Origin of the sequence: Ancylobacter polymorphus (assembly GCF_030813495.1) — a bacterium.
Lineage (GTDB): Bacteria > Pseudomonadota > Alphaproteobacteria > Rhizobiales > Xanthobacteraceae > Ancylobacter > Ancylobacter polymorphus.
On the sequence record NZ_JAUSUI010000007.1, the window covers coordinates 1 to 18,618 of the forward strand.

General features: G+C 65.7%; 12 protein-coding genes, 1 tRNA gene and 1 pseudogene. 7 read left to right on the plus strand and 7 right to left on the minus strand.

Translation table 11 applies throughout. The features are described 5' to 3' along the window. Nucleotides 1-327 precede the first annotated feature (327 nt). The 7 genes from proB to J2S75_RS16500 all read left to right on the plus strand — a co-directional run bounded on the left by proB (nucleotide 328) and on the right by J2S75_RS16500 (nucleotide 8,798). Nucleotides 328-1,506, plus strand: a complete 1,179-nt coding sequence (gene proB, locus J2S75_RS16470) for a glutamate 5-kinase (protein ID WP_307021346.1) — start codon at nucleotides 328-330, stop codon at nucleotides 1,504-1,506. An 81-nt stretch (nucleotides 1,507-1,587) separates the two neighbouring features. Then, a complete protein-coding gene (locus J2S75_RS16475) occupies nucleotides 1,588-3,291 on the plus strand; it encodes an AAA family ATPase (RefSeq protein ID WP_307021348.1) in 1,704 nt (567 codons plus the stop codon). A 55-nt stretch (nucleotides 3,292-3,346) separates the two neighbouring features. Further along, nucleotides 3,347-4,363: a serine hydrolase domain-containing protein gene (locus J2S75_RS16480; RefSeq protein WP_307021350.1), complete on the plus strand. Its 1,017-nt coding sequence runs from the start codon at nucleotides 3,347-3,349 to the stop codon at nucleotides 4,361-4,363. Between the two features lie 188 nt (nucleotides 4,364-4,551). Next, the gene (locus J2S75_RS16485) at nucleotides 4,552-5,724 is read left to right on the plus strand and encodes an extracellular solute-binding protein (RefSeq protein ID WP_307021352.1); all 1,173 of its coding nucleotides are present in this window, start codon (nucleotides 4,552-4,554) and stop codon (nucleotides 5,722-5,724) included. Between the two features lie 103 nt (nucleotides 5,725-5,827). After that, nucleotides 5,828-6,907, plus strand: coding sequence for an ABC transporter ATP-binding protein (locus J2S75_RS16490; protein WP_307021354.1), 1,080 nt, complete (start codon nucleotides 5,828-5,830; stop codon nucleotides 6,905-6,907). Further along, the gene (locus J2S75_RS16495) at nucleotides 6,904-7,914 is read left to right on the plus strand and encodes an ABC transporter permease (RefSeq protein ID WP_307021355.1); all 1,011 of its coding nucleotides are present in this window, start codon (nucleotides 6,904-6,906) and stop codon (nucleotides 7,912-7,914) included. The genes J2S75_RS16490 and J2S75_RS16495 overlap by 4 nt, the downstream gene beginning before the upstream one ends. Then, nucleotides 7,911-8,798: an ABC transporter permease gene (locus J2S75_RS16500; protein WP_307021357.1), complete on the plus strand. Its 888-nt coding sequence runs from the start codon at nucleotides 7,911-7,913 to the stop codon at nucleotides 8,796-8,798. The genes J2S75_RS16495 and J2S75_RS16500 overlap by 4 nt, the downstream gene beginning before the upstream one ends. 355 nt (nucleotides 8,799-9,153) lie before the next feature. Here J2S75_RS16500 and J2S75_RS16505 read toward each other — a convergent pair. From J2S75_RS16505 to fdnG, 7 genes and pseudogenes are all read right to left on the minus strand, one after another. Next, a tRNA-Sec gene (locus J2S75_RS16505) sits at nucleotides 9,154-9,249 on the minus strand. Between the two features lie 138 nt (nucleotides 9,250-9,387). Continuing rightward, nucleotides 9,388-11,235: pseudogene (gene selB / locus J2S75_RS16510) on the minus strand (selenocysteine-specific translation elongation factor); the annotation flags it as partial. After that, a complete protein-coding gene (selA, locus tag J2S75_RS16515) occupies nucleotides 11,232-12,653 on the minus strand; it encodes an L-seryl-tRNA(Sec) selenium transferase (RefSeq protein WP_307021359.1) in 1,422 nt (473 codons plus the stop codon). The gene selA and the pseudogene selB, both read right to left, overlap by 4 nt. Before the next feature lie 11 nt (nucleotides 12,654-12,664). Beyond that, a complete protein-coding gene (gene fdhE / locus J2S75_RS16520) occupies nucleotides 12,665-13,576 on the minus strand; it encodes a formate dehydrogenase accessory protein FdhE (RefSeq protein WP_307021361.1) in 912 nt (303 codons plus the stop codon). 92 nt (nucleotides 13,577-13,668) lie between these two features. Next, nucleotides 13,669-14,388, minus strand: coding sequence for a formate dehydrogenase subunit gamma (locus tag J2S75_RS16525; protein ID WP_307021363.1), 720 nt, complete (start codon nucleotides 14,386-14,388; stop codon nucleotides 13,669-13,671). After that, the gene (gene fdxH, locus J2S75_RS16530) at nucleotides 14,385-15,368 is read right to left on the minus strand and encodes a formate dehydrogenase subunit beta (protein WP_307021365.1); all 984 of its coding nucleotides are present in this window, start codon (nucleotides 15,366-15,368) and stop codon (nucleotides 14,385-14,387) included. Before fdxH ends, J2S75_RS16525 begins: the two co-directional genes overlap by 4 nt. A 12-nt stretch (nucleotides 15,369-15,380) precedes the next feature. Continuing rightward, the gene (gene fdnG, locus J2S75_RS16535; protein ID WP_307021367.1) at nucleotides 15,381-18,470 is read right to left on the minus strand and encodes a formate dehydrogenase-N subunit alpha; all 3,090 of its coding nucleotides are present in this window, start codon (nucleotides 18,468-18,470) and stop codon (nucleotides 15,381-15,383) included. Nucleotides 18,471-18,618 lie beyond the last annotated feature (148 nt).

Genomic DNA, 18,618 nt, shown 5'->3' on the forward strand with positions numbered 1-18,618 from the left:
TCATGCGCGGGGTTGAAGCTGCCGCCATAGAGCCCGATCCGCATGCCCGGCGCGAGCGGGGGGATGCGGGCGAAGGGCGCCGGCGGGGCGGCGTCAAGGGGCCCCCCCCCCCCCCCCCCCCCCCCCGGGGGGGGGGGGGGGGGGGGGGGGGGGGGGGGCCCTGCGCGCCGGCCCTCGGCGCGCCGGCCCTGTGCGGCCTTGCCCCTCACCCGCCGCTGCGCGGCGACCTCTCCCCCACGGGGAGAGGTGAAGCCACAATTCCCGCGCCTTGCCGGCCAAATCGGCGTATGTAGCGCGCCGTCTTCCCTCTGATCGAAGCCCGCCGCGATGACCCTTTCGACCGACGCCGCCGCCGACGCCCTTGCCGTTTCCGACGCCGCCCCGGCGGCGCCCCAGCTTTCCGCCTTCCGCCGTATTGTGGTGAAGGTGGGCTCGGCGCTGCTGGTCGATCAGGCGCGCGGGGCGCTGCGCCATGCCTGGCTGGCGGCGCTGGCGGAAGATGTGGCGCAGCTGCACCGCGAGGGGCGGGAGGTGCTGGTGGTCTCGTCCGGCGCCATCGCGCTGGGGCGCAATGTGCTGGGCCTGCCGCGCCGGGCGCTGAAGCTGGAGGAAAGCCAGGCCGCCGCCGCCGTGGGGCAGATCGCGCTGGCGCGCGCCTGGTCGGAAGCCCTCGCGCATGAGGGCGTCGCCGCCGGGCAGATCCTCATCACGCTGGGCGATACCGAGGAACGGCGGCGCTATCTCAACGCCCGCTCCACCATAGCGAAGCTGATGGAACTGAAGGTCGTCCCCGTCATCAACGAGAACGACACGGTGGCGACCTCGGAAATCCGCTATGGCGACAATGACCGGCTCGCCGCCCGCGTCGCCGGCATGACCAGCGCCGATCTGCTCATTCTGCTGTCGGATATTGACGGGCTCTACACCGCCCCGCCGAATGAGGACCCGGAGGCCCGCCTCATCCCCGTGGTGCCGCGCATCACCGCCGAGATCGAGGCCATGGCCGGCGGCGCCGGCACGGAGCTGTCGCGCGGCGGCATGAAGACCAAGATCGAGGCCGGCAAGATCGCCACCACGGCGGGCGCGCATATGGTCATCGCCTCCGGCAAGGTGAAGAACCCGATCCGCGCCATCGAGACCGGGGCGCGCTGCACCTGGTTCCTCGCCCCGGCCAATCCGGTGGCCTCGCGCAAGCGCTGGATCGCCGGCGCGCTGGAACCGCGCGGCGTGCTGCATCTCGACGCCGGCGCGGTGGCGGCGCTGCGCCGGGGCTCCTCGCTGCTGCCGGCGGGGGTGAAGCGCATCGAGGGCGAATTCACCCGCGGCGACGCGGTGGTGCTGCGCGGGCCGGACGGGGCGGAAGTCGGGCGCGGGCTGGTGGCCTATGACCACGACCACGCCGAACGGCTCAAGGGCCACTCCTCCGACGAGATCGCCACCATCACCGGCTTCGAAGGCCGAACGGCGATGGTGCACCGGGACGATCTGGTGCTGGGGGGTGGGTGAGGGCGCGGTATGACTTGAGATAAGAGAGGGCGCGTAGCATCATACCAAGATTGTGAGTCGAATCATCTTGGTGGGTTGCTGGTGATAAAGACCATCTCAGTCGAGAATTTTATGCGATTGGACAGAAAAATATCTGTCGATCTCGGTCCAGTGACAATATTGGTTGGTGCTAATGGATCAGGTAAATCGTCGATCCTGAAAGCTCTCCATTGGTCGATTAGATGTGCTCGCCTAAGGGATGGAAGTGGAAAAGTCACTCTTGAAAGAATGGATTATGTTCCAAGTCGAGATTTTCTCGAATTGGCGCATAAGAAGCGAATACAAAACAAGGATGATCTGCCAAAAATAAAAGTTGGATTCATAGACGATCATGATTCAGAAACTAGGATAAGTATTAGTGCAGCTCGAAATGATGCTGGTGTCAAAGTCTCGATCGACGGCCCCTTGGCAAGTGCTCTGACTGCAGAGAATCCACAGACTGCTTATATTCCAGGATTGGCTGGACTGGCTGAGGTCGAGACTGTGCTCGCAACCCCTGTCCTTCGGAGGAGGGCTGCATCCGGAGAAGGTGGATCTGTCCTTCGTCATATTCTTCTAGATTTGGCTGAGTATAATGATACCGCCTCTAATCATTTGGAGCTTATTGAGTTAAATAGATGGGTCGAAAAAGTTATTCCTGGCGTCAGGTTTTGGGTTAAGTTCGATAGAATTCGGGATGTCAATATAGATGCTCAATTTTGGACCCCCGACATGGCTGTCGCCGGTCGTTCTATTGAATTTCAGAGAAAGCCGCTTGAAATGGCTGGAACTGGATTTCTTCAGGTTGTTCAAATTTTCGCTTATCTTCTGACATTCAAGCCGCGACTTCTTTTAATTGATGAGCCGGACGCGCATCTCCATCCCGGCACGCAGGAGGCTCTGATTCGGGCAATTGAAGAGGCGGCTTTAGAGTTCCCCGACACTCAGTTTTTAATATCCACTCATTCACCCAGTCTTGTCAGAGCGTGTGGTGCGGAAACGAAGGTCCATTGGATTGAGAATGGCACGATAAGAGTCGAGGACGAAAATCGTGTTCGTCTTCGTATGGGGTGGGGCGCTCTAGATAAAGAACTAATTATAATATCTGAGGATGAAAAGCTTAGTTTGCTAGATGGAATTATATCTCAGTGGCCTGATCTTCACAGAAAAATACTGATTTGGCCGACCTTTGGTACTGGAGGGCTGCCGTCTGGTCAGTCGGTTTCCAAGTTGCGTAAGGCCTTGGGTATACCGATTGTGATCCATCGCGATCGCGATTTTATGGCTGATGAAGACATTGGTGAATGGAAAAAGAAAAAGGAGTATGACTCTAATTCAGTTCCCGTTTGGATTACTCCGGGTTCCGATATCGAGTCATCATTTGTGAACTCTGATCACATATCGCAAGTTCTCGACATATCGATTGACGAGGCGAATGAGTTAATTAAGGATGCGGTTCTATCGCTAGATAAAGATGAAGTCGAGCGAAGTTTCAATTCAGCTCTTTATTCCGCGGTATCGCAAATTGATTTGAATTTGCGTAGCGCGCCGTCTGCGCGCTGGAGAGAACTCGGCGGATTTTGCGAAAATACCGTTAAAGGTAAGGAGTTGTTGAAGCAAATCGAGAAATCTGCAAAGCGCAGATACGCTAATACAGCTGAAAGTCGGAAGCTGGGTAATTTGAATAAGCTCAGGCTTGGCTCAAAAGAGAAACCAGTATGTGAATGTCTCAAACATGTGCTGAGTGCGGCGCTGATGGGCGCTTAAGGCACTCCCTCCTTCGTGACCACCGCTCGCCTCCGTCCGCCCTATCTTCTCCGGCATGCACCGTCGCTCCCTGCTTGCCGCTCCGCTGCTTCTGCTCGCTCCGCGCCTCGGCCTCGCGCAAGGCGCATCCGCGCCTGACGCCGCGCCCCCCGCGCTGAACGCGGTGCTCGATCGCGCCGGCGCTCTCGAACCGCTGCGCACCGTGCTGGTCGCCAAGGACGGCGAAACGCTCGCCGTGCGCGGTTACAGCAGCGGGCGGGTGGACCGGCCGGCCAACATCAAATCCGCCTCGAAAAGCATTCTCGCCATGCTGGCCGGCATCGCCATCGATAAAGGCGTGCTGGAAGGGCCGGAGCAGAAGATCGCCCCGCTGCTGAAGGCCGAGCTGCCCGCCGACCCCGACCCGCGCCTCCATGAGATCACGCTCGGCAACCTTCTCTCCATGCAGGCGGGGCTGGAGCGCACTTCCGGCGCCTTTTATGGCGCGTGGATCGCCAGCCCCAACTGGGTGCGCGCGGCGCTGGCGCGCCCCTTTGTCGATGAGCCGGGCGGGCAGATGCTCTATTCCACGGGGTCCTCGCACCTCGTCTCGGCGCTTTTGACACGGGCGAGCGGACGCTCGACGCTGGCCCTCGCGCGCGACTGGCTCGGCCCGATCGAGGGCTTCGCCATCGCCGATTGGGAGCGCGACCCTCAAGGGGTATATTTCGGCGGCAACCAGATGGCGATGCGGCCGACCTCCCTCCTCGCCTTCGCCGAGTGCTGCCGCAACGGCGGGCGCAACCGGGCGGGGCAGCAGGTGATCCCGCACGACTGGATCGCCCAATGCTGGCAGGCGCGCACGGCCTCGCGCTTCACCGGCGACGCCTATGGCTATGGTTGGTTCACGCGCGAGATCGACGGCGCGCGCGCGCATTATGGCTGGGGCTATGGCGGGCAGATGCTCTATGTGGTGCCCGCGCGCGGCGTCTCGCTGGTCATGACCTCGACCACGGACGCGCCCTCCGGCCGCACCGGCCACCGCGACGACCTGCACGCGCTGGCCGGCGCCCTTCTCGCCGCGCTGGGGTGAAGGGGCGGGTGGCGCCCGTTTTGCGTGCAGGGAGGTAATATCGCCTGCTGAAAAGCGCGGCAATGGCGGCGCGGCGTCGGGATTCGACAAGGGCGCGGTCGGATTTGTGCAACGCAGCGACGGGCGTGCGGCTCTGGCATATTTCATGCTCCCCATCCCCCGGTCCATGCCATCCCGAGGGGAACGCCGTGACGAAGAAGACAGAGCCGACCAATTCGTCCATCGAGACGCTGCTCGCCGCCCGCAGCTTCACCCGCCGCGTGCTGTTCAAGGGCGCGCTCGCGGCCGGCACCATGGCCGCCGCCGGGCCCTATCTGGTGCGCGACGCCTTCTCCTCCTCCGGCGAGCTGAGCCTGCTCAACTGGGACGACGAACTGCCCGCGCCGGTCATCCCGAATTTCGAGAAGAAGACCGGCATCAAGGTGAAGACCACGCCGTTCTCGCAGAATGAGGAGCAGATCAACAAGCTGCAGGCCACCGACGGCGAAGGCTTCGACCTGTGCGCGCCCACGCGCGACCGCGCGCCGCAGTTCAAGGAACTGGGCGTGCTGGCGCCCTACGACACCTCCAAGCTCAGCCTCGACAATCTGCTGCCCTCCATGCTGGAAGCCTCGACCAGCGTGTGGACCTGGGACGGCAAGCTCTACCATGTGCCGCATTGCTGGGGCTCGGAAGCCATCGCCTGGCGCACCGACCTCGCCACGCTGACCTATGACAAGCTGAGCTACGGCACGCTGTGGAGCCCGGAATTCAAGGGCAAGATGCAGGGCCGCCCGCACTCGCTGCTGCTCGGCATCGGCCTGTGGTGGGACAAGACCGGCAAGCTGCCGTCGAACCGCATGCTCGACGCCTTCAAGGACGAGGCGACGATGAAGAAGATCTACGATCCCATCCTCGCCTTCGCCATCGAGAACAAGGCGCAGGTCAAGCAGTTCTGGGATTCCGCCGACAACACCAAGTCCGGCTTCATGGAAAATGGCTGCGTCATCGGCCAGACCTGGGACGGCCCGGCGCTGTCGCTGAAGAAGCAGGGCAAGCCCGTCACCTATATGGCGCCGCAGGAAGGCGCCATCGCCTGGGTCGACGGCTGGTCGCTGACCAAGGGCGCGAAGAACGTCGCCCAGGCCTATGAGTTCCTCAACTACATCCACACGCCGGAAGCCTCCGCCGCCGTCGCCGACGGCTCGGGCTACAACCCGGTCGTGAAGGGCGCGGACAAGTTCCTCTCCGAGGTCGCCAAGAAGAACTTCGCCGAGGCCTATCCCGGCAATGCGCTGGAAAACCTCTGGAGTCGCCCGCCGGAGCCGTCCTGGTACGCCGAACTGCGCACCCAGTACGCCGAGAAGTTCAAGGCGGCGTGAGCCCCGCCTGCTGACGCGCCGACTCGCGGCCGGGTCCTCCCGGCCGTGAGCGGCGACCGGGCGGCCGGTTCGCCCGCCTCTTCCCCAAGTACAGGAAATCCGCATGGCCGCTGCCGTCGAGCTTGAGGGCGTCAATGTCACCTTCGGCGATTTCGTCGCCGTCAGGGACGCGAACCTCACCATCGAGCCGGGCGAGTTCTTCTCCTTCCTCGGCCCGTCCGGCTGCGGCAAGACCACGCTGCTGCGCACCATTTCCGGCTTCATCGAGCCGACGCGCGGACAGGTGAAGATCGGTGGCCAGGACATGAAGGGCATCGGCCCCAACAAGCGGCCGACCGCGCTCATCTTCCAGAACCTCGCCCTGTTCCCGATGATGACGGTGGCGGAGAATATCGGCTACGGCCTGCGGGTGCGCGGCGTGCCCCGGCACGAGCGCGACGAGAAGGTCAAAACCCTGCTCATCCAGGTCGCGCTTTCCGAGCACGGCCACAAAAAGGTGTCAGAGCTTTCCGGCGGCCAGAAGCAGCGCGTCGCCATTGCTCGCGCGCTCGCCGTCGAGCCCTCCGTGCTGCTGCTCGACGAGCCGCTCTCCGCGCTCGACCTGAAGCTGCGCCAGCACATGCGCGCGGAGTTGCGCGCCATCCAGAAGCGGGTGGGCATCACCTTCATCTACATCACCCATGACCAGGGCGAGGCGCTGACCATGTCGGACCGCATCGCTGTCATGAATGCCGGCGTGATCGAGCAGGTGGGCGACGGGCGTGCCGTCTATGCCGAGCCGCGCACGCCCTTCGTCGCCTCCTTCGTCGGCGAAAACAACCGCATTCGCGGGCGGGTGAGCGCGGTGGAAGACGGCTTCGCCACGCTCGATACGCCGCTCGGCGCGCTCAAGGGGCGCAACCCGGTGGCGCTGAGCGTGGGGCAGGAAGCGCTGCTGTTCGTGCGCCCGGAAGTCCTGCGGCTTCACGCCAATGGCGGCACCAGCGGCTTCGCCGGCGAGACGCTGGATGTCGCCTATGAAGGCAGCGTCTCCCACATCACGCTGCGGGTGAAGACCGGGCAGAAGGTGACGGCAAGCGTTGGTGGCGGCGTGCCGCTGCCTGCGGCGGGCGAGGAGCTGCATCTCGGCTTCACCCCCGAGGATGGGCTGCTGCTGGCCCTGCCGGAAGGGCACGGACGATGAATGGCAGCCTCGCCTTCATCTTCGGCCTGCCGCTGGCGGTCGTTGTGCTGTTCTTCGCGCTGAGCGCCTATGAGCGGCGCCGGGGCATTGCCACCGGGCCGGGCTTCTTCCAGCGCAACGGTCTTGCCGTCGGCCTCTATCTGGTGCTTGCCGTCGGCTTCTGGGCCTTCTTCATCATCCTGCTGCCGCAGCTCGCCATGGTGGACATGTCGTTCCGCCCGAAGCTGCCGCCGGCGCAGATGGGCGGGCCGAAAGACCTCTACACGCTGGAGAATTACCGCTACTTCCTGTTCGGCTCCACCACCTCCACGGCGGAGTGGAACTGGCTGCACATCAAGGCCTTCTTCCTCACCATCGGGGTCAGCATCCTCATCACGCTGATCAATTTCGCCATCTGCTACCCCTTGGCCTTCCACATGGCGCAGTCGGCGAGCGCGGCGCGGCTGCGTGTGCTGCTCCTGCTGCTGATCCTGCCCTATTGGGTGAACGAGATTCTGCGCGCCTTCGCCTTCCGGGTGCTGCTCTCCTCCGGCGGCATCATCAACCAGCTGCTGATGGGCAGCGGGCTGACCCATGAGCCCATCGACTTCCTCGGCGCCGATGTCGGGCTCTATATGGGCCTGTCCTACGCCTATCTCTTGATGATGATCTTCCCGCTCTACAACGCCATTGAAAGCCTTGATCGCAACCAGGTGGAAGCGGCGCGGGACCTTGGGGCGCCGTGGTGGCACATTCACGCCTTCATCGTGCTGCCGCACGCCAAGCCCGGCATCGCCTCCGGCTGCACGCTGGTGTTCATGCTCACCGCCGGCGCGCTGGCGGCGCCGCTGGTGCTGGGCGGGCCGCGCACGCTGTGGTTCACCCCCATCGTCTATGATCGCTTCTACCAGGCCTTCAACTGGCCGCAGGGCGCGGCCTATGCCTTCATACTGCTGGTGAGCTGCATCCTGTTCGTGCTGGTGGTGCTCAAGGCGTTCCGGCTTAGCCTTGGAGAAATCACGCGATGATTCCGGGTCCGTTCCAGCGGGTGATGTTCGCGCTCTACACGGTGATCTTCTTCCTTTATCTGCTGGGGCCGCTGGTGGTGATGGGCGTTTCCGCCTTCAACACCCCGCAATACCCGCAGGTGTGGCCGATCGACGGGCTGACGCTGGACTGGTTCGCGGCGCTGTTCGCCGACCAGGACATGATGACGGGCCTGAAGATGAGCCTGTGGATCGGCCTGCTGGTGGTGTGCATCTCCGTGCCCATCGGGCTGGCGGGCGCCATCATCATGACGCAGATCCAGCCGCGCGTGCGCTCGCTCTATTATCTCGTCGTGGTCTCGCCCGTGCTCACCCCGGGCATCATCATCGGCATCTCGACGGTGGTGTTCTGGCGCCAGTTCACCGGGCAGACCGGCACGCGCTTCCTTTATGACGGCGTGGTGCTCACCGTGCTGGGGCAGGCGAGCTTCATTTCCGCCTATTGCATGCTGATCATCCTCGCCCGGCTGCAGCGCTTCGACCGCTCGCAGGAAGAGGCGGCGCTCGATCTCGGCGCGAGTTACCCGCAGGTGTTCCGCCACATATTGCTGCCCTTCCTCAAGCCGGCTCTGGCCTCGGCGGCGGTGCTGGCCTTCCTCTCCTCATTCGAGAATTACAACACCACCACCTTCGCCATTCTTTCCGACAAGACCCTGACCACCGTGCTCGCCGGGCGGGTGCGGCAGGGCTCAACACCCGCCATCTCGGCGCTGGCCGTGGTGATCGTGGCGGTGACGGTGATCGGCGCCATCGCCTTCGAGATCTACAAGCGGCGGGCGGATGCGGCGGCGGCACGGCGCCAGCGCGCGGCACTGGAGGCGGAGGAAGCCGAGCTTGCCGGCACGCCGACGCCGGCGATGGGGTGAGGCCCGGCGGGGCGAACGGACGACAGCTCCGCCCGCCCCTTGCCGTGGCAGGCGCCACGCTTCAGCCCGGCGGAAGGCCGACCTGCCCGCGCGGGAAGCGCGCAAGGACGGCCGGGTCGATATTGAGATGCGCGGCGACGAGTTCCGGTGGGGCGTGCGCGCCTGCGCGACCCGGCAGGTGAGCGGGCGGATGCGCAAAAGCCGGCCGGCGCAGGCCGCGTTGGAGCATTTCCGGTGAATTCATATTCACCGGAAATGCTCCAACTCTCTGATTACGCGCGTTTCCTGTCGCAAACCGCTCAGCACCTTTGCGGGAACTGCTCTAACGCGGCGGGTCGAGGCCGGGCGGGGAAGATGGCGGAAGAGAGTGGGAGTCGAACCCACCAGGGACCGGCTCGCGGCCCCTTCCGGATTTGAAGTCCGGATACCTCACCGGAGGTAACGCTCTTCCATAAGGCATGTCCGCGCCCCGGGCGGGGGCGGGCGTATCAGTGTGGTCGATCGCACCGAACAGGTCCAGCCGGTGGCGGTTGAGGCGGCGCAGATCGCCGCGCCGCAGGGTGACGCCATGGCGGTCGAGAAACTCCAGGATCTGGATCGCCACCTTGCGGCCGACGGCGTGGCCGCCTTGCTCGATCCGGTCGCGGAAGGCGCTGGCGGAGAATTCCCGCCCCGGCACCGCCTCGGCGAGGGCGCAGGCGAGCGCCACCATCTCCGCCACGGTGGCACGCAGGAAGAAATGGTCGTGCGCCACCTCGTCCACCTTGCCCATGCGCGCCAGCAATTTCATTAGCCGGCGCATATCCGCCTCCGCCTCGCCGGTCTGCGCCGCGAGATCGCGCACGCGGGGCGGGCGGAAGCGGGCGGACGCTGTGAGCGAAGGGGCGATCCGTTCCCACAGCGCCTCGTCCCGGGGGGTGAGGCGCACCTCATGGCCGGGAAGCCGCACCCAGGCCCCCTCGCGCACCAGCGCGCCGCTGTCTCCAAGGCGGCGCAGCGCCTCGGTGAACACCGGCTTGGGCAGGCGCGGGACAAGCGCGAGGCGCAGCTTTTCCGCGCCCATGCCGGCAAGGTCGGGATTTGCGGCGTGGAAACCGCCGATTTCGCCGAGCAGCGCCTCGGTATAGAGCGCCCAACGCGCGGGGGAGAGGGCGATGCGCGTCTCGCCCTCATTGAGGACCTCCAGCCTCAGCCGGGCGGCAATGGCCTCCGGCGCCTGCGCCCCCAGCGCCCGGTCGCGGGCGAAAGCGGCGAGGTCGAGATGGAACGGCGCCACCTCCAGCAGGCCGGACACCGCCGCGTCCGGGTCAGCCTGGCTCAGCGCCGCGAGCTGGGCGAGGCGCTCCGGCGGGCGCCGCTTGCGGGCGGGGGCGCGCAGGTCGATGAGGCGGCCGCCGCCGATGCTGCGCTGCGCCGAGGTGTCGCGAATGACGTAACGGTCGCCCACGGCGGCGGCGATCGGCCGTTCCAGCACGATCTGCACGAGGCCGGTGCTACCCGGCGCGAGCGTATCCGCCGAGAGCGGCACCAGCCGCGCCCCGATCTCGCTGGCGCCATGGTGGAAGCGGACCGGGAACCAGGCACCGAGCGGTTTCGGCTCGCCCGCCAGGACCGTGAGCGTGGCGTCGATGCGCTCGGTGGGCGCGTGCAGCGTCGGGTCGAGCACGAGGTCGCCGCGCTTGATCGCCTCGGCGCGGATCGACTCGCCGGCGAGGTTGAGCGCGCAGCGCTCGCCGGCGCGGCCTTCCTCCGCCTTGCGGTTCTGCGCATGCAGCGAGCGCAGCCGGGCCGGCAGGCCGGACGGGCTGACGACCAGCGGATCGCCCACGCGGACACGGCCGGAAAGCACCGTGCCGGTGACAATGGTGCCGGCTCCGGCCAGGGTGAAGCTGCGGTCGACCGCGAGGCGGAAGCGCCCCTCTGCCGAGCGGGTCTCGGACCGGCGGGCGGCGGCGACCAGCGCGTCGCGCAGCGCCGCAACTCCCTCGCCGGTATGGGCGGAAACCGGCACTATGGCGGCGCCCGCGAGGGACGTGCCCTCCAGCAGCGCCGCGATTTCGCCCGCCACCTCGGCGCGGCGCGCCGCGTCCGCAAGGTCGGCCTTGGTGAGGGCGACCAGCCCCCGATTGATGCCGAGTAGGTCGATGAGCGCGAGATGCTCGCGGGTCTGCGGCATCACCCCGTCATCGGCGGCGACGATGAGCAGGGCGAAATCGATGCCGCTCGCCCCCGCCAGCATGGTGTGGATGAACTTTTCATGGCCGGGCACGTCGATGAAGCCGAGCGTGCCGGCCTCGGTGGGCAGATAGGCGAAGCCGAGATCGATGGAGATGCCGCGCGCCTTCTCCTCTTTCAGCCGGTCGGTCTCGACGCCGGTGAGCGCGCCGACCAGCGCGGTCTTGCCATGGTCGATATGGCCGGCGGTGCCGATGATCATGCCGGCCCCCTTATGTCGGCGAGGCTGGCGAGGAAGCCGGCTTCGTCTTCCAGGCAGCGCAGGTCGAGAATCAGCGCGCCCTCGCTGATGCGGCCGATGATTGGCACCGGCAGGTCCCGCAATGCGCTCGCCAGCGCGTTGAGCCGCCCGCCGGAGGCTTCCGCCGCCGGGCGGATGGCGAAGCCGGCGCTGGGCAGGGTTTCCAGCGGCAATGCGCCGGAGCCGATCTGGCTGGAACAGTCGACGATCTCGATGTCGAACGCGTCGCCCAAAGCGGCGGCGAAGGGCTCGGCGAGCGCATGCGCCTGGGCGGCGATCTCGGCCCGCCTGCGCGCCAGGAGCCGCAGCGTGGGAAGGCGCGCGGCCAGCCGTTCCGGGTCGCGGTAGAGCTTCAACGTCGCCTCCAGCGCGGCGAGGCGGATCTTGTCGACCCGCAGCGCCCGCTTCATCGGGTTTCTGTTGATGGCGGCGATGAGGTCGGCACGGCCGACGATGAAGCCGGTCTGCGGCCCGCCGAGCAGCTTGTCGCCGGAGAAGGTGACGATATCCGCCCCCTCCGCCACCGCTTCGCGCACCGTCGGCTCATGGGCGAGGCCGATCCGGGCGAGATCGAACAGCGTGCCGGAGCCGAGATCGTTGACCAGAGGCACGCCCTTGGCGTGGGCGATGCCCGCCAGTTCGCGCGCCGGCACCTCCTTGGTGAAGCCTTCGATGCGGTAGTTCGAGGTGTGGACCTTCAGCACCAGCCCTGTAGTGTCATTGAGGGCCCCGGCATAGTCCCGGGGATGGGTGCGGTTGGTGGTGCCGACCTCGACGAGCGTCACCCCGGCGCGGGCCATGATGTCCGGCATGCGGAAGGCGCCGCCGATCTCGATCAGTTCGCCGCGCGAGACGATGGCCTCGCGGCCGAGGCCGAGCGTGTTGAGCACCAGCAGCACGGCCGCGGCATTGTTGTTGACGACGGTGGCGTCTTCCGCGCCGGTGAGTTCGATCAGCAGACCGCGCACATGGTCGTCGCGCTCGCCGCGTTTGCCGGTGGCGAGATCATATTCCAGCGCCACGGCGGCGCGCATGGCGCTCGTGGCCGCCTCCACCGCCTCTTCCGCCAGCAGCGCGCGGCCGAGATTGGTGTGCAGCACCGTGCCGGTGAGGTTGAACACCGGGCGCAGGCGCGAACGCGCGTGCCGTTCCAATGCTTCGGCCGCCGCCGCCGCCACATGATCGGCGGAGGGCAGGGCGGCGAGCTTGCCCGCCAGCAGGCAGGCGCGCACCTCGTCCAGCGCGGCGCGGATGGCTGACGTGGTGGGGGCGCGGCCGAACGCTTCCACGGCTTCCTGGCCCGTGGGAGTGGCGAGCACGCGGTCGACCGAGGGCAGGTCGCGCGGGGAGGGGGCGGCGGGGCGGGAGGGCGCGTCCATGGCCGCCCCCCTTAATAGCCGAGCAGAAACGGGTTGAAGGCCGCGCGGCGGTAAGGTCCCTGCCGCATCATCAGATCGAGGCCCAGCGTGCCGATATCGTCGGCGACCGGCTCGATGGTGACATCCTTGTTCTGGTACATCACCTTCACATAGGTGCGACACTCGTCGCAGGTTTCCGCTTTCACCGTGCCGGGGCTTCCGTCGATTTCCTGATAGCCGATGCCCTTGGTGGTACCGCAGGCGCAGCAGCGGATGCGGACATAGTTCCACAGGGTGGAACAGAGCGAGCAGGCGCAGAAGCGATTGCCATGCGCGTTCGGCCATTCGACGATGAGCGAGGCCACCGGCGGGCCGCCGCAGGCGGGACAGACGCCATCGCCCACCGGCACCAGCTTTTTCGCGTCGAGTGTCGCGGCGAGGCGGGCGAAATGCACCTGCAGGGCGCTGGCGATATAGACATGCTCGGCGAGCCGTTCCACCGGCAGGTCATGCGCCAGCACGTCGCGCACCATCTGCGCGCGCTCGGCGCCATCGGCGCGCCGCACGCGGGTGAGGGCGGCGGCGGCTTCCTCCGGCATCGCCACACCGGCCGCGGCGTCGAACAATTGGTCGAGCGTCGCCTCCAGCGTGTCGTCCAGCAGGGTGGCCGCGCGATCCAGCGCCGGCATCTCGAAGGCGCGGGCGCGCTCCAGATGCTCCGGGTCCGGCGGCTCCACGGGCGGTAAGGCCGGCACGATGGCCTGCTGGGCTTCGATGAGGCCGGCGACGAAATCGAGATAGGGCTTGAGCGGGCTCACCGCCGCATAGGTGCGCAACCGCCTTGCCCGCACACCGAACAGATGCGCGGGATCGGGAAGCACCGCGAAGGGCGGGGTGGACACAGTGCCGATCACGCTGGGATCGGGCTGAAGGTTCTGCGACATGCTGACCTCACGAACCGCACGGGCCACGTGGAACGGAAGGGCCCCGCCCCGGACAGGTCGGCGTCCGGGGCGGGCACGAAAGCGGGGGAGGCCTATTCCGCCGGTGTCGGCGGGCGTTTGCCCGGCCGGGTGCCGACCAGCTCGCGCAGCCATTTGCGGTGGTGCCGCCACGCCCAGCCGCCCGTCACCTTGCCTCGCGTCATGGCGCCGATGGTGCCCTTGACCCAGATGGCGGCATAGACGTGGATGATCCACACGCAGATGATCGCCACCGCCGCGATGGAATGGACGAGGATGGCGACGCGTTTCTGTTCGATGCTGGTATAGGGATAGAAATACTGGTCCCACATCACCACGCCGCTGGCGATGAGGATGACGATCAGCGCCGACATGCCCCAGAAGACGAATTTCTGGCCGGCATTGTACTTGCCGATCTCCGGCAGACGCTCCTCCCGCCCGCGCAGCACATCGCTGATGCGGGCGAGCCAGGTGCCGTCCTCGCGCGCCGGCAGGTTGGCCCGCCAGAAGCGCAGGAACAGCCCGGCGAAGGAGAAGAACAGCACCACGCCGATCCAGGGATGGATGGCCCGCGTCCACTGACCGCCGCCGAACAGGCCGGTGAGGAAAAACAGGCTCGGCGTGAACAGAGCAAGGCCCGACAGCGCCAGCAGGATCAGGCTCAGCGCCGTGATCCAGTGGTTGATGCGCGCGCCGACCGTGTAGCGCGACACCTCGACCGGGTGGCCCGGGCGCACGGCGTCGCCCGGTTCCACATCCTCGGCCGCATGGGTCTTGAGCTTGCCGGCGCTCATGGCGTCCTCCTCTCGACAGGGCCGGCGGGTGTCGGCGGCGGGGCGCCGTCGGCGAGCCGCTCGGCGTTCTCCTCATCCTCCTCCGAGACCTTGTTCGGCCCGGCGACGACATAGTGCAGGAAGCCGGCGGCGGCGGCGAAGCCCATTACCGCGAGGCCGACATATTTCGTCACGCCCTTCCAGGCGTCGACGAGGGGCGAGATGCGCGGATTGTCCGGCAGGCCGGCATAGATGGACGGCGTGTCGGCGTGGTGGAGGACATACATCACATGGGTGCCGCCGACGCCGGGCGGGTCGTAGAGGCCGGCATTCTCGAAGCCGCGCGATTTCAGGTCCTTGATGCGGAAATCCGCCCACTCCTTCATCTCGTCCTTGGTGCCGAAGACGATGGCCTGGGTCGGGCAGGCCTTCTGGCAGGCCGGGCCCTGGCCGACCGCGACACGGTCGGAGCAGAGCGTGCATTTATAGGCGGTGTGATCGACCTTGGAGATGCGCGGGATGTTGAACGGGCAGCCCTTGATGCAGTAGCCGCAGCCGATGCAGTTGTCGTGCTGGAAATCCACGATGCCGTTGGAATATTGCACGATGGCGCCGGGGGCCGGGCAGGCCTTGAGGCAGCCCGGATCCTCGCAATGCATGCAGCCATCCTTGCGGATGAGCCATTCGAGATTTTCCGTCTCGGGATTCACCCATTCGGTGAAGCGCATCAGGGTGAAGGTGTCCGGCGTCAGGTCCATGGGATTGGTGTAGATCCCGTGGTTGAAGCCGATCTCCTCGGTGAGGTTGTTCCATTCCAGGCACGCGGCCTGGCACGCCTTGCAGCCGATGCATTTGGAGACATCGATCAGCTTGGCCACCTCTGTCAGCCGCGTTGCGGGCGGTGTGACCGTGGAGGCGCTGCGGCGGAGAATGTCCTTCTCGCCGAAGCGCGGCGCAGCGGCGTCGGTGGCGACGTTGGGATTGGGGATCGCAGGAAACATGATGCCGCCTCCCTATGCCACCACCGGCCCGGTGGAGGGCTCGATGTTGACCATGAACGCCTTGAACTCCGGGGTCTCGATATTCGCGTCGCCCACGAAGGGGGTGAGCGTGTTGGCCGGGAAGCCCTTGCGGGCCGAGCCGACGAAGCCCCAGTGGATCGGCACGCCGACGATGTGCACGGTCTTGCCGTCGATGGTCATCGGCTTGATGCGCTTGGTGACCACCGCCTTGGCGTAAAGCTCGCCGCGCTTCGACCACACCCGCACCCATCCGCCGAGCGCGATGCCCTTTTCCTTCGCCAGTTCCTCGGAAATCTCGACGAATTGTTCCGGCTGCAGGACCGAGTTCACATGGTTGTTCTTGGTCCAGTAGTGGAAATGCTCGGTGAGACGGTAGGAGGTGCCGGCATAGGGGAAGTTGGGATCGCCGATATCGGCGAAGCTCTTCCAGTCGTCCTTGAACACGCGCGCCACCGGGTTACCGCGGATCTTCGGCGCGATGACATTGGCGACCGGGCTCTCGAACGGCTCGTAATGCACCGGGAACGGCCCGTCCCGCATCATCTTGCGCACCCACAGGCGCGAGGTGCCTTCGGGGTTCATGATGAAGGGGCCGACATCCCTCGGCTTGGCGGTGGGGGCGATGTCCGGCACGTCGTAGCCGGTCCATTTGGCGCCGTCCCATTCGATCAGCTTGCGCGAGGGGTCCCAGGGCTTGCCGTCGAGGTCGCAGGAGGCGCGGTTGTAGAGCACGCGCCGGTTCGCCGGCCAGGAGAACGACCATTTGAGGAACATGCCGGCGTCGCCGGGATCGGAATTGTCCCGCCGTGCCATCATGTTGCCGGCCTCGGTCCAGCAGCCGGAGAAGATCCAGCAGCCGCCCGCGGTGGTGCCGTCGTCGCGCATCTGGCCGAAGCCGGACAGCTGCTTGCCGGCCTCCAGGATCTTCTTGGTCGGGTCGGCGGGGTCGAAGACGTCGACCAGCACCGAGCCATTCATCTCCTTCGCCAGCTCTTCCGGCGTCGGCTCGCCGGGGTCCTTATAGGACCAGTTGAGGTTGACGATCGGATCGGGGAAGGCGCCCCCTTCCTTCTTGTACAGCTCCTTCAGCCGCAGATGAATCTGCGCCATGATCCAGATGTCGGTCTTCGCCTCGCCGGGAGGCGAGCCGCCGGGCCAGTGCCATTGCAGCCAGCGGCCGGAATTGACCAGCGAGCCCTCATCCTCGGCGAAGCAGGTGGTGGGAAGCTGGATCACCTCGGTCTTGATGTCCGCCGGGCTCACCTTGTTGAAGGTGCCGTGATCCTCCCAGAAGCGGGCGGTCTCGGTTTCCAGCGGGTCCATGATGACCAGCATCTTCAGCTTGGCGAGGCCGGCGGCGAGCTTGCCCTTGTCGGGGAAAGCCTGCAGCGGGTTGAACCCCTGGCAGAAATAGAGGTTCACCTTGCCCTGCTTCATCATGTCGAAGACGCGCAGCACGTCGTAGCTGGCGACATCGAGCTTGGGCAGGTAGCTGTAGGCCCAGTCGTTCTCCTTGGTGGCGGCAGGGCCGTACATCGACTTCATGAAGCTGACGAAGAACTTGCGGTAGTTCTGCCAGTAGCTGGTCTGGTTCGGCCGCAGCGGCTTGAAGGCCCGCGTCGACATGTAGGTGGTGAAGTCCGGTTCCTTCTGGGTGGGGATGTTGAGATAGCCGGGGATGAGGTTGCTCATCAGCCCGAGATCCGTCAGCCCCTGGATGTTGGAATGGCCGCGCAGGGCGTTCATGCCCCCGCCGCGCACGCCGATATTGCCCAGGATGAGCTGGAGCATCGCCATGCCGCGAATATTCTGCGCGCCCTTGGAATGCTGCGTCCAGCCGAGCGCGTACATGCTCGTCATGGTCTTGGTCGGCGTCGAGCATTCCGCCACCATCTCGGCCACCTTGAGGAAGGCGTCCTTCGGTGTGCCGCAGACACGCTCCACCATCTCAGGCGTGTAGATGGCGACGTGCTGTTTCAGCAGATTCCACACGCAGCGCGGATTCTGCAGCGTCTCGTCGACCACGGCATAGCCGTCCGGGCCGATCTCGTACTCCCAGCTGTCGCGGTTGTAGTCGCGCTTTTCCTCGTCATAGCCGGTGAACAGCCCGTCCTGGTAGCCATAGCCCTCGCGTACCACGAAGCTGGCATTGGTGAAGGGCTTCACATAGTCCCACTGCACCTTGTCGTGGCTGATGCAGTGATTGATCAGGGCCATGAGGAAGACGATGTCCGACCCCTGGCGGATCGGCGCGTAGAAATCCGCCACCGACGCCGAGCGGTTATAGCGCGGGTCGACGACGATGAGCTTGGCGCCACGGTTGGCTTTCGCCTCGGTGACCCATTTGAATCCGCACGGATGGGCTTCGGCGGCATTGCCGCCCATGATGACCACGAGGTCGGTGTTCTTGATGTCCGTCCAGGCGTTGGTCATTGCTCCACGGCCAAAAGTTGGGGCGAGACTCGCCACCGTCGGGCCGTGTCAGACACGCGCTTGGTTATCGAACGCCAATATGCCGGTCGAGCGCACGACCTTGTAGGTCGCGAACGCCGTCTCGTTGGTGGTCGCGGAAGCCGCGAGAAAACCGGTGGTGAGCCAGCGATTGACCGTCACCCCGTCTGAATTGGTGGCGACGAAATTGGCGTCGCGGTCGTCCTTCATCGCGCGGGCGATCTTGTCGAGCGCCGCGTCCCAGGAGATCGCCTCGAATGTGTTGGAGCCGGCCTTGCGGATCATCGGCTGGGTCAGCCGGGTCGGCGACTTCACGATGTCGCGCAGCGCTGCGCCCTTGGGGCAGAGCGTGCCGCGATTGGTGGGATGGTCGGCGTCGCCCTCAATATGGACGATGTCGGCCTTCTCGCCTTTGCGCAGATCACCCTTGGAATAGATGATGATGCCGCAGGCGACGGAGCAGTAGGTGCAGGTGTTTCGCGCTTCTGTAGTGTTCACCAGGTGGAACGGCTTCACGTCAGCGGCGACGGCCGCCTCCGCCTCGCTGAAGCCGAAGGCACCCAACGTGGTACCGGCAAGGCCGGCCCCCGTCGTTTTGAGGAACGTACGGCGCGAGAGCTCCATATTCATCGTGGCCCTCCCGTTTCTCGTCACAAAGCCCATCGCCCGATAGGCTTTCCCAATCGCAAGGCTATTTTTTAGCTCCTCCAATGTCAAACAGACTTAAGGTCAGGGCGGAAACAAAAAGTCGTGTGATTTCAGTTCGTTCGTGATGTTG

Excerpts from the sequence above, each read along its gene's own strand:
- J2S75_RS16495 (WP_307021355.1), top strand. The coding sequence starts at position 6,904 with ATGAATGGCAGCCTCGCCTTCATCTTCGGCCTGCCGCTGGCGGTCGTT.
- proB (WP_307021346.1), top strand. The coding sequence starts at position 328 with ATGACCCTTTCGACCGACGCCGCCGCCGACGCCCTTGCCGTTTCCGAC.
- J2S75_RS16525 (WP_307021363.1), bottom strand. The coding sequence starts at position 14,388 with ATGAGCGCCGGCAAGCTCAAGACCCATGCGGCCGAGGATGTGGAACCG.
- J2S75_RS16500 (WP_307021357.1), top strand. The coding sequence starts at position 7,911 with ATGATTCCGGGTCCGTTCCAGCGGGTGATGTTCGCGCTCTACACGGTG.
- J2S75_RS16480 (WP_307021350.1), top strand. The coding sequence starts at position 3,347 with ATGCACCGTCGCTCCCTGCTTGCCGCTCCGCTGCTTCTGCTCGCTCCG.
- J2S75_RS16490 (WP_307021354.1), top strand. The coding sequence starts at position 5,828 with ATGGCCGCTGCCGTCGAGCTTGAGGGCGTCAATGTCACCTTCGGCGAT.
- fdxH (WP_307021365.1), bottom strand. The coding sequence starts at position 15,368 with ATGTTTCCTGCGATCCCCAATCCCAACGTCGCCACCGACGCCGCTGCG.
- selA (WP_307021359.1), bottom strand. The coding sequence starts at position 12,653 with ATGGACGCGCCCTCCCGCCCCGCCGCCCCCTCCCCGCGCGACCTGCCC.
- fdhE (WP_307021361.1), bottom strand. The coding sequence starts at position 13,576 with ATGTCGCAGAACCTTCAGCCCGATCCCAGCGTGATCGGCACTGTGTCC.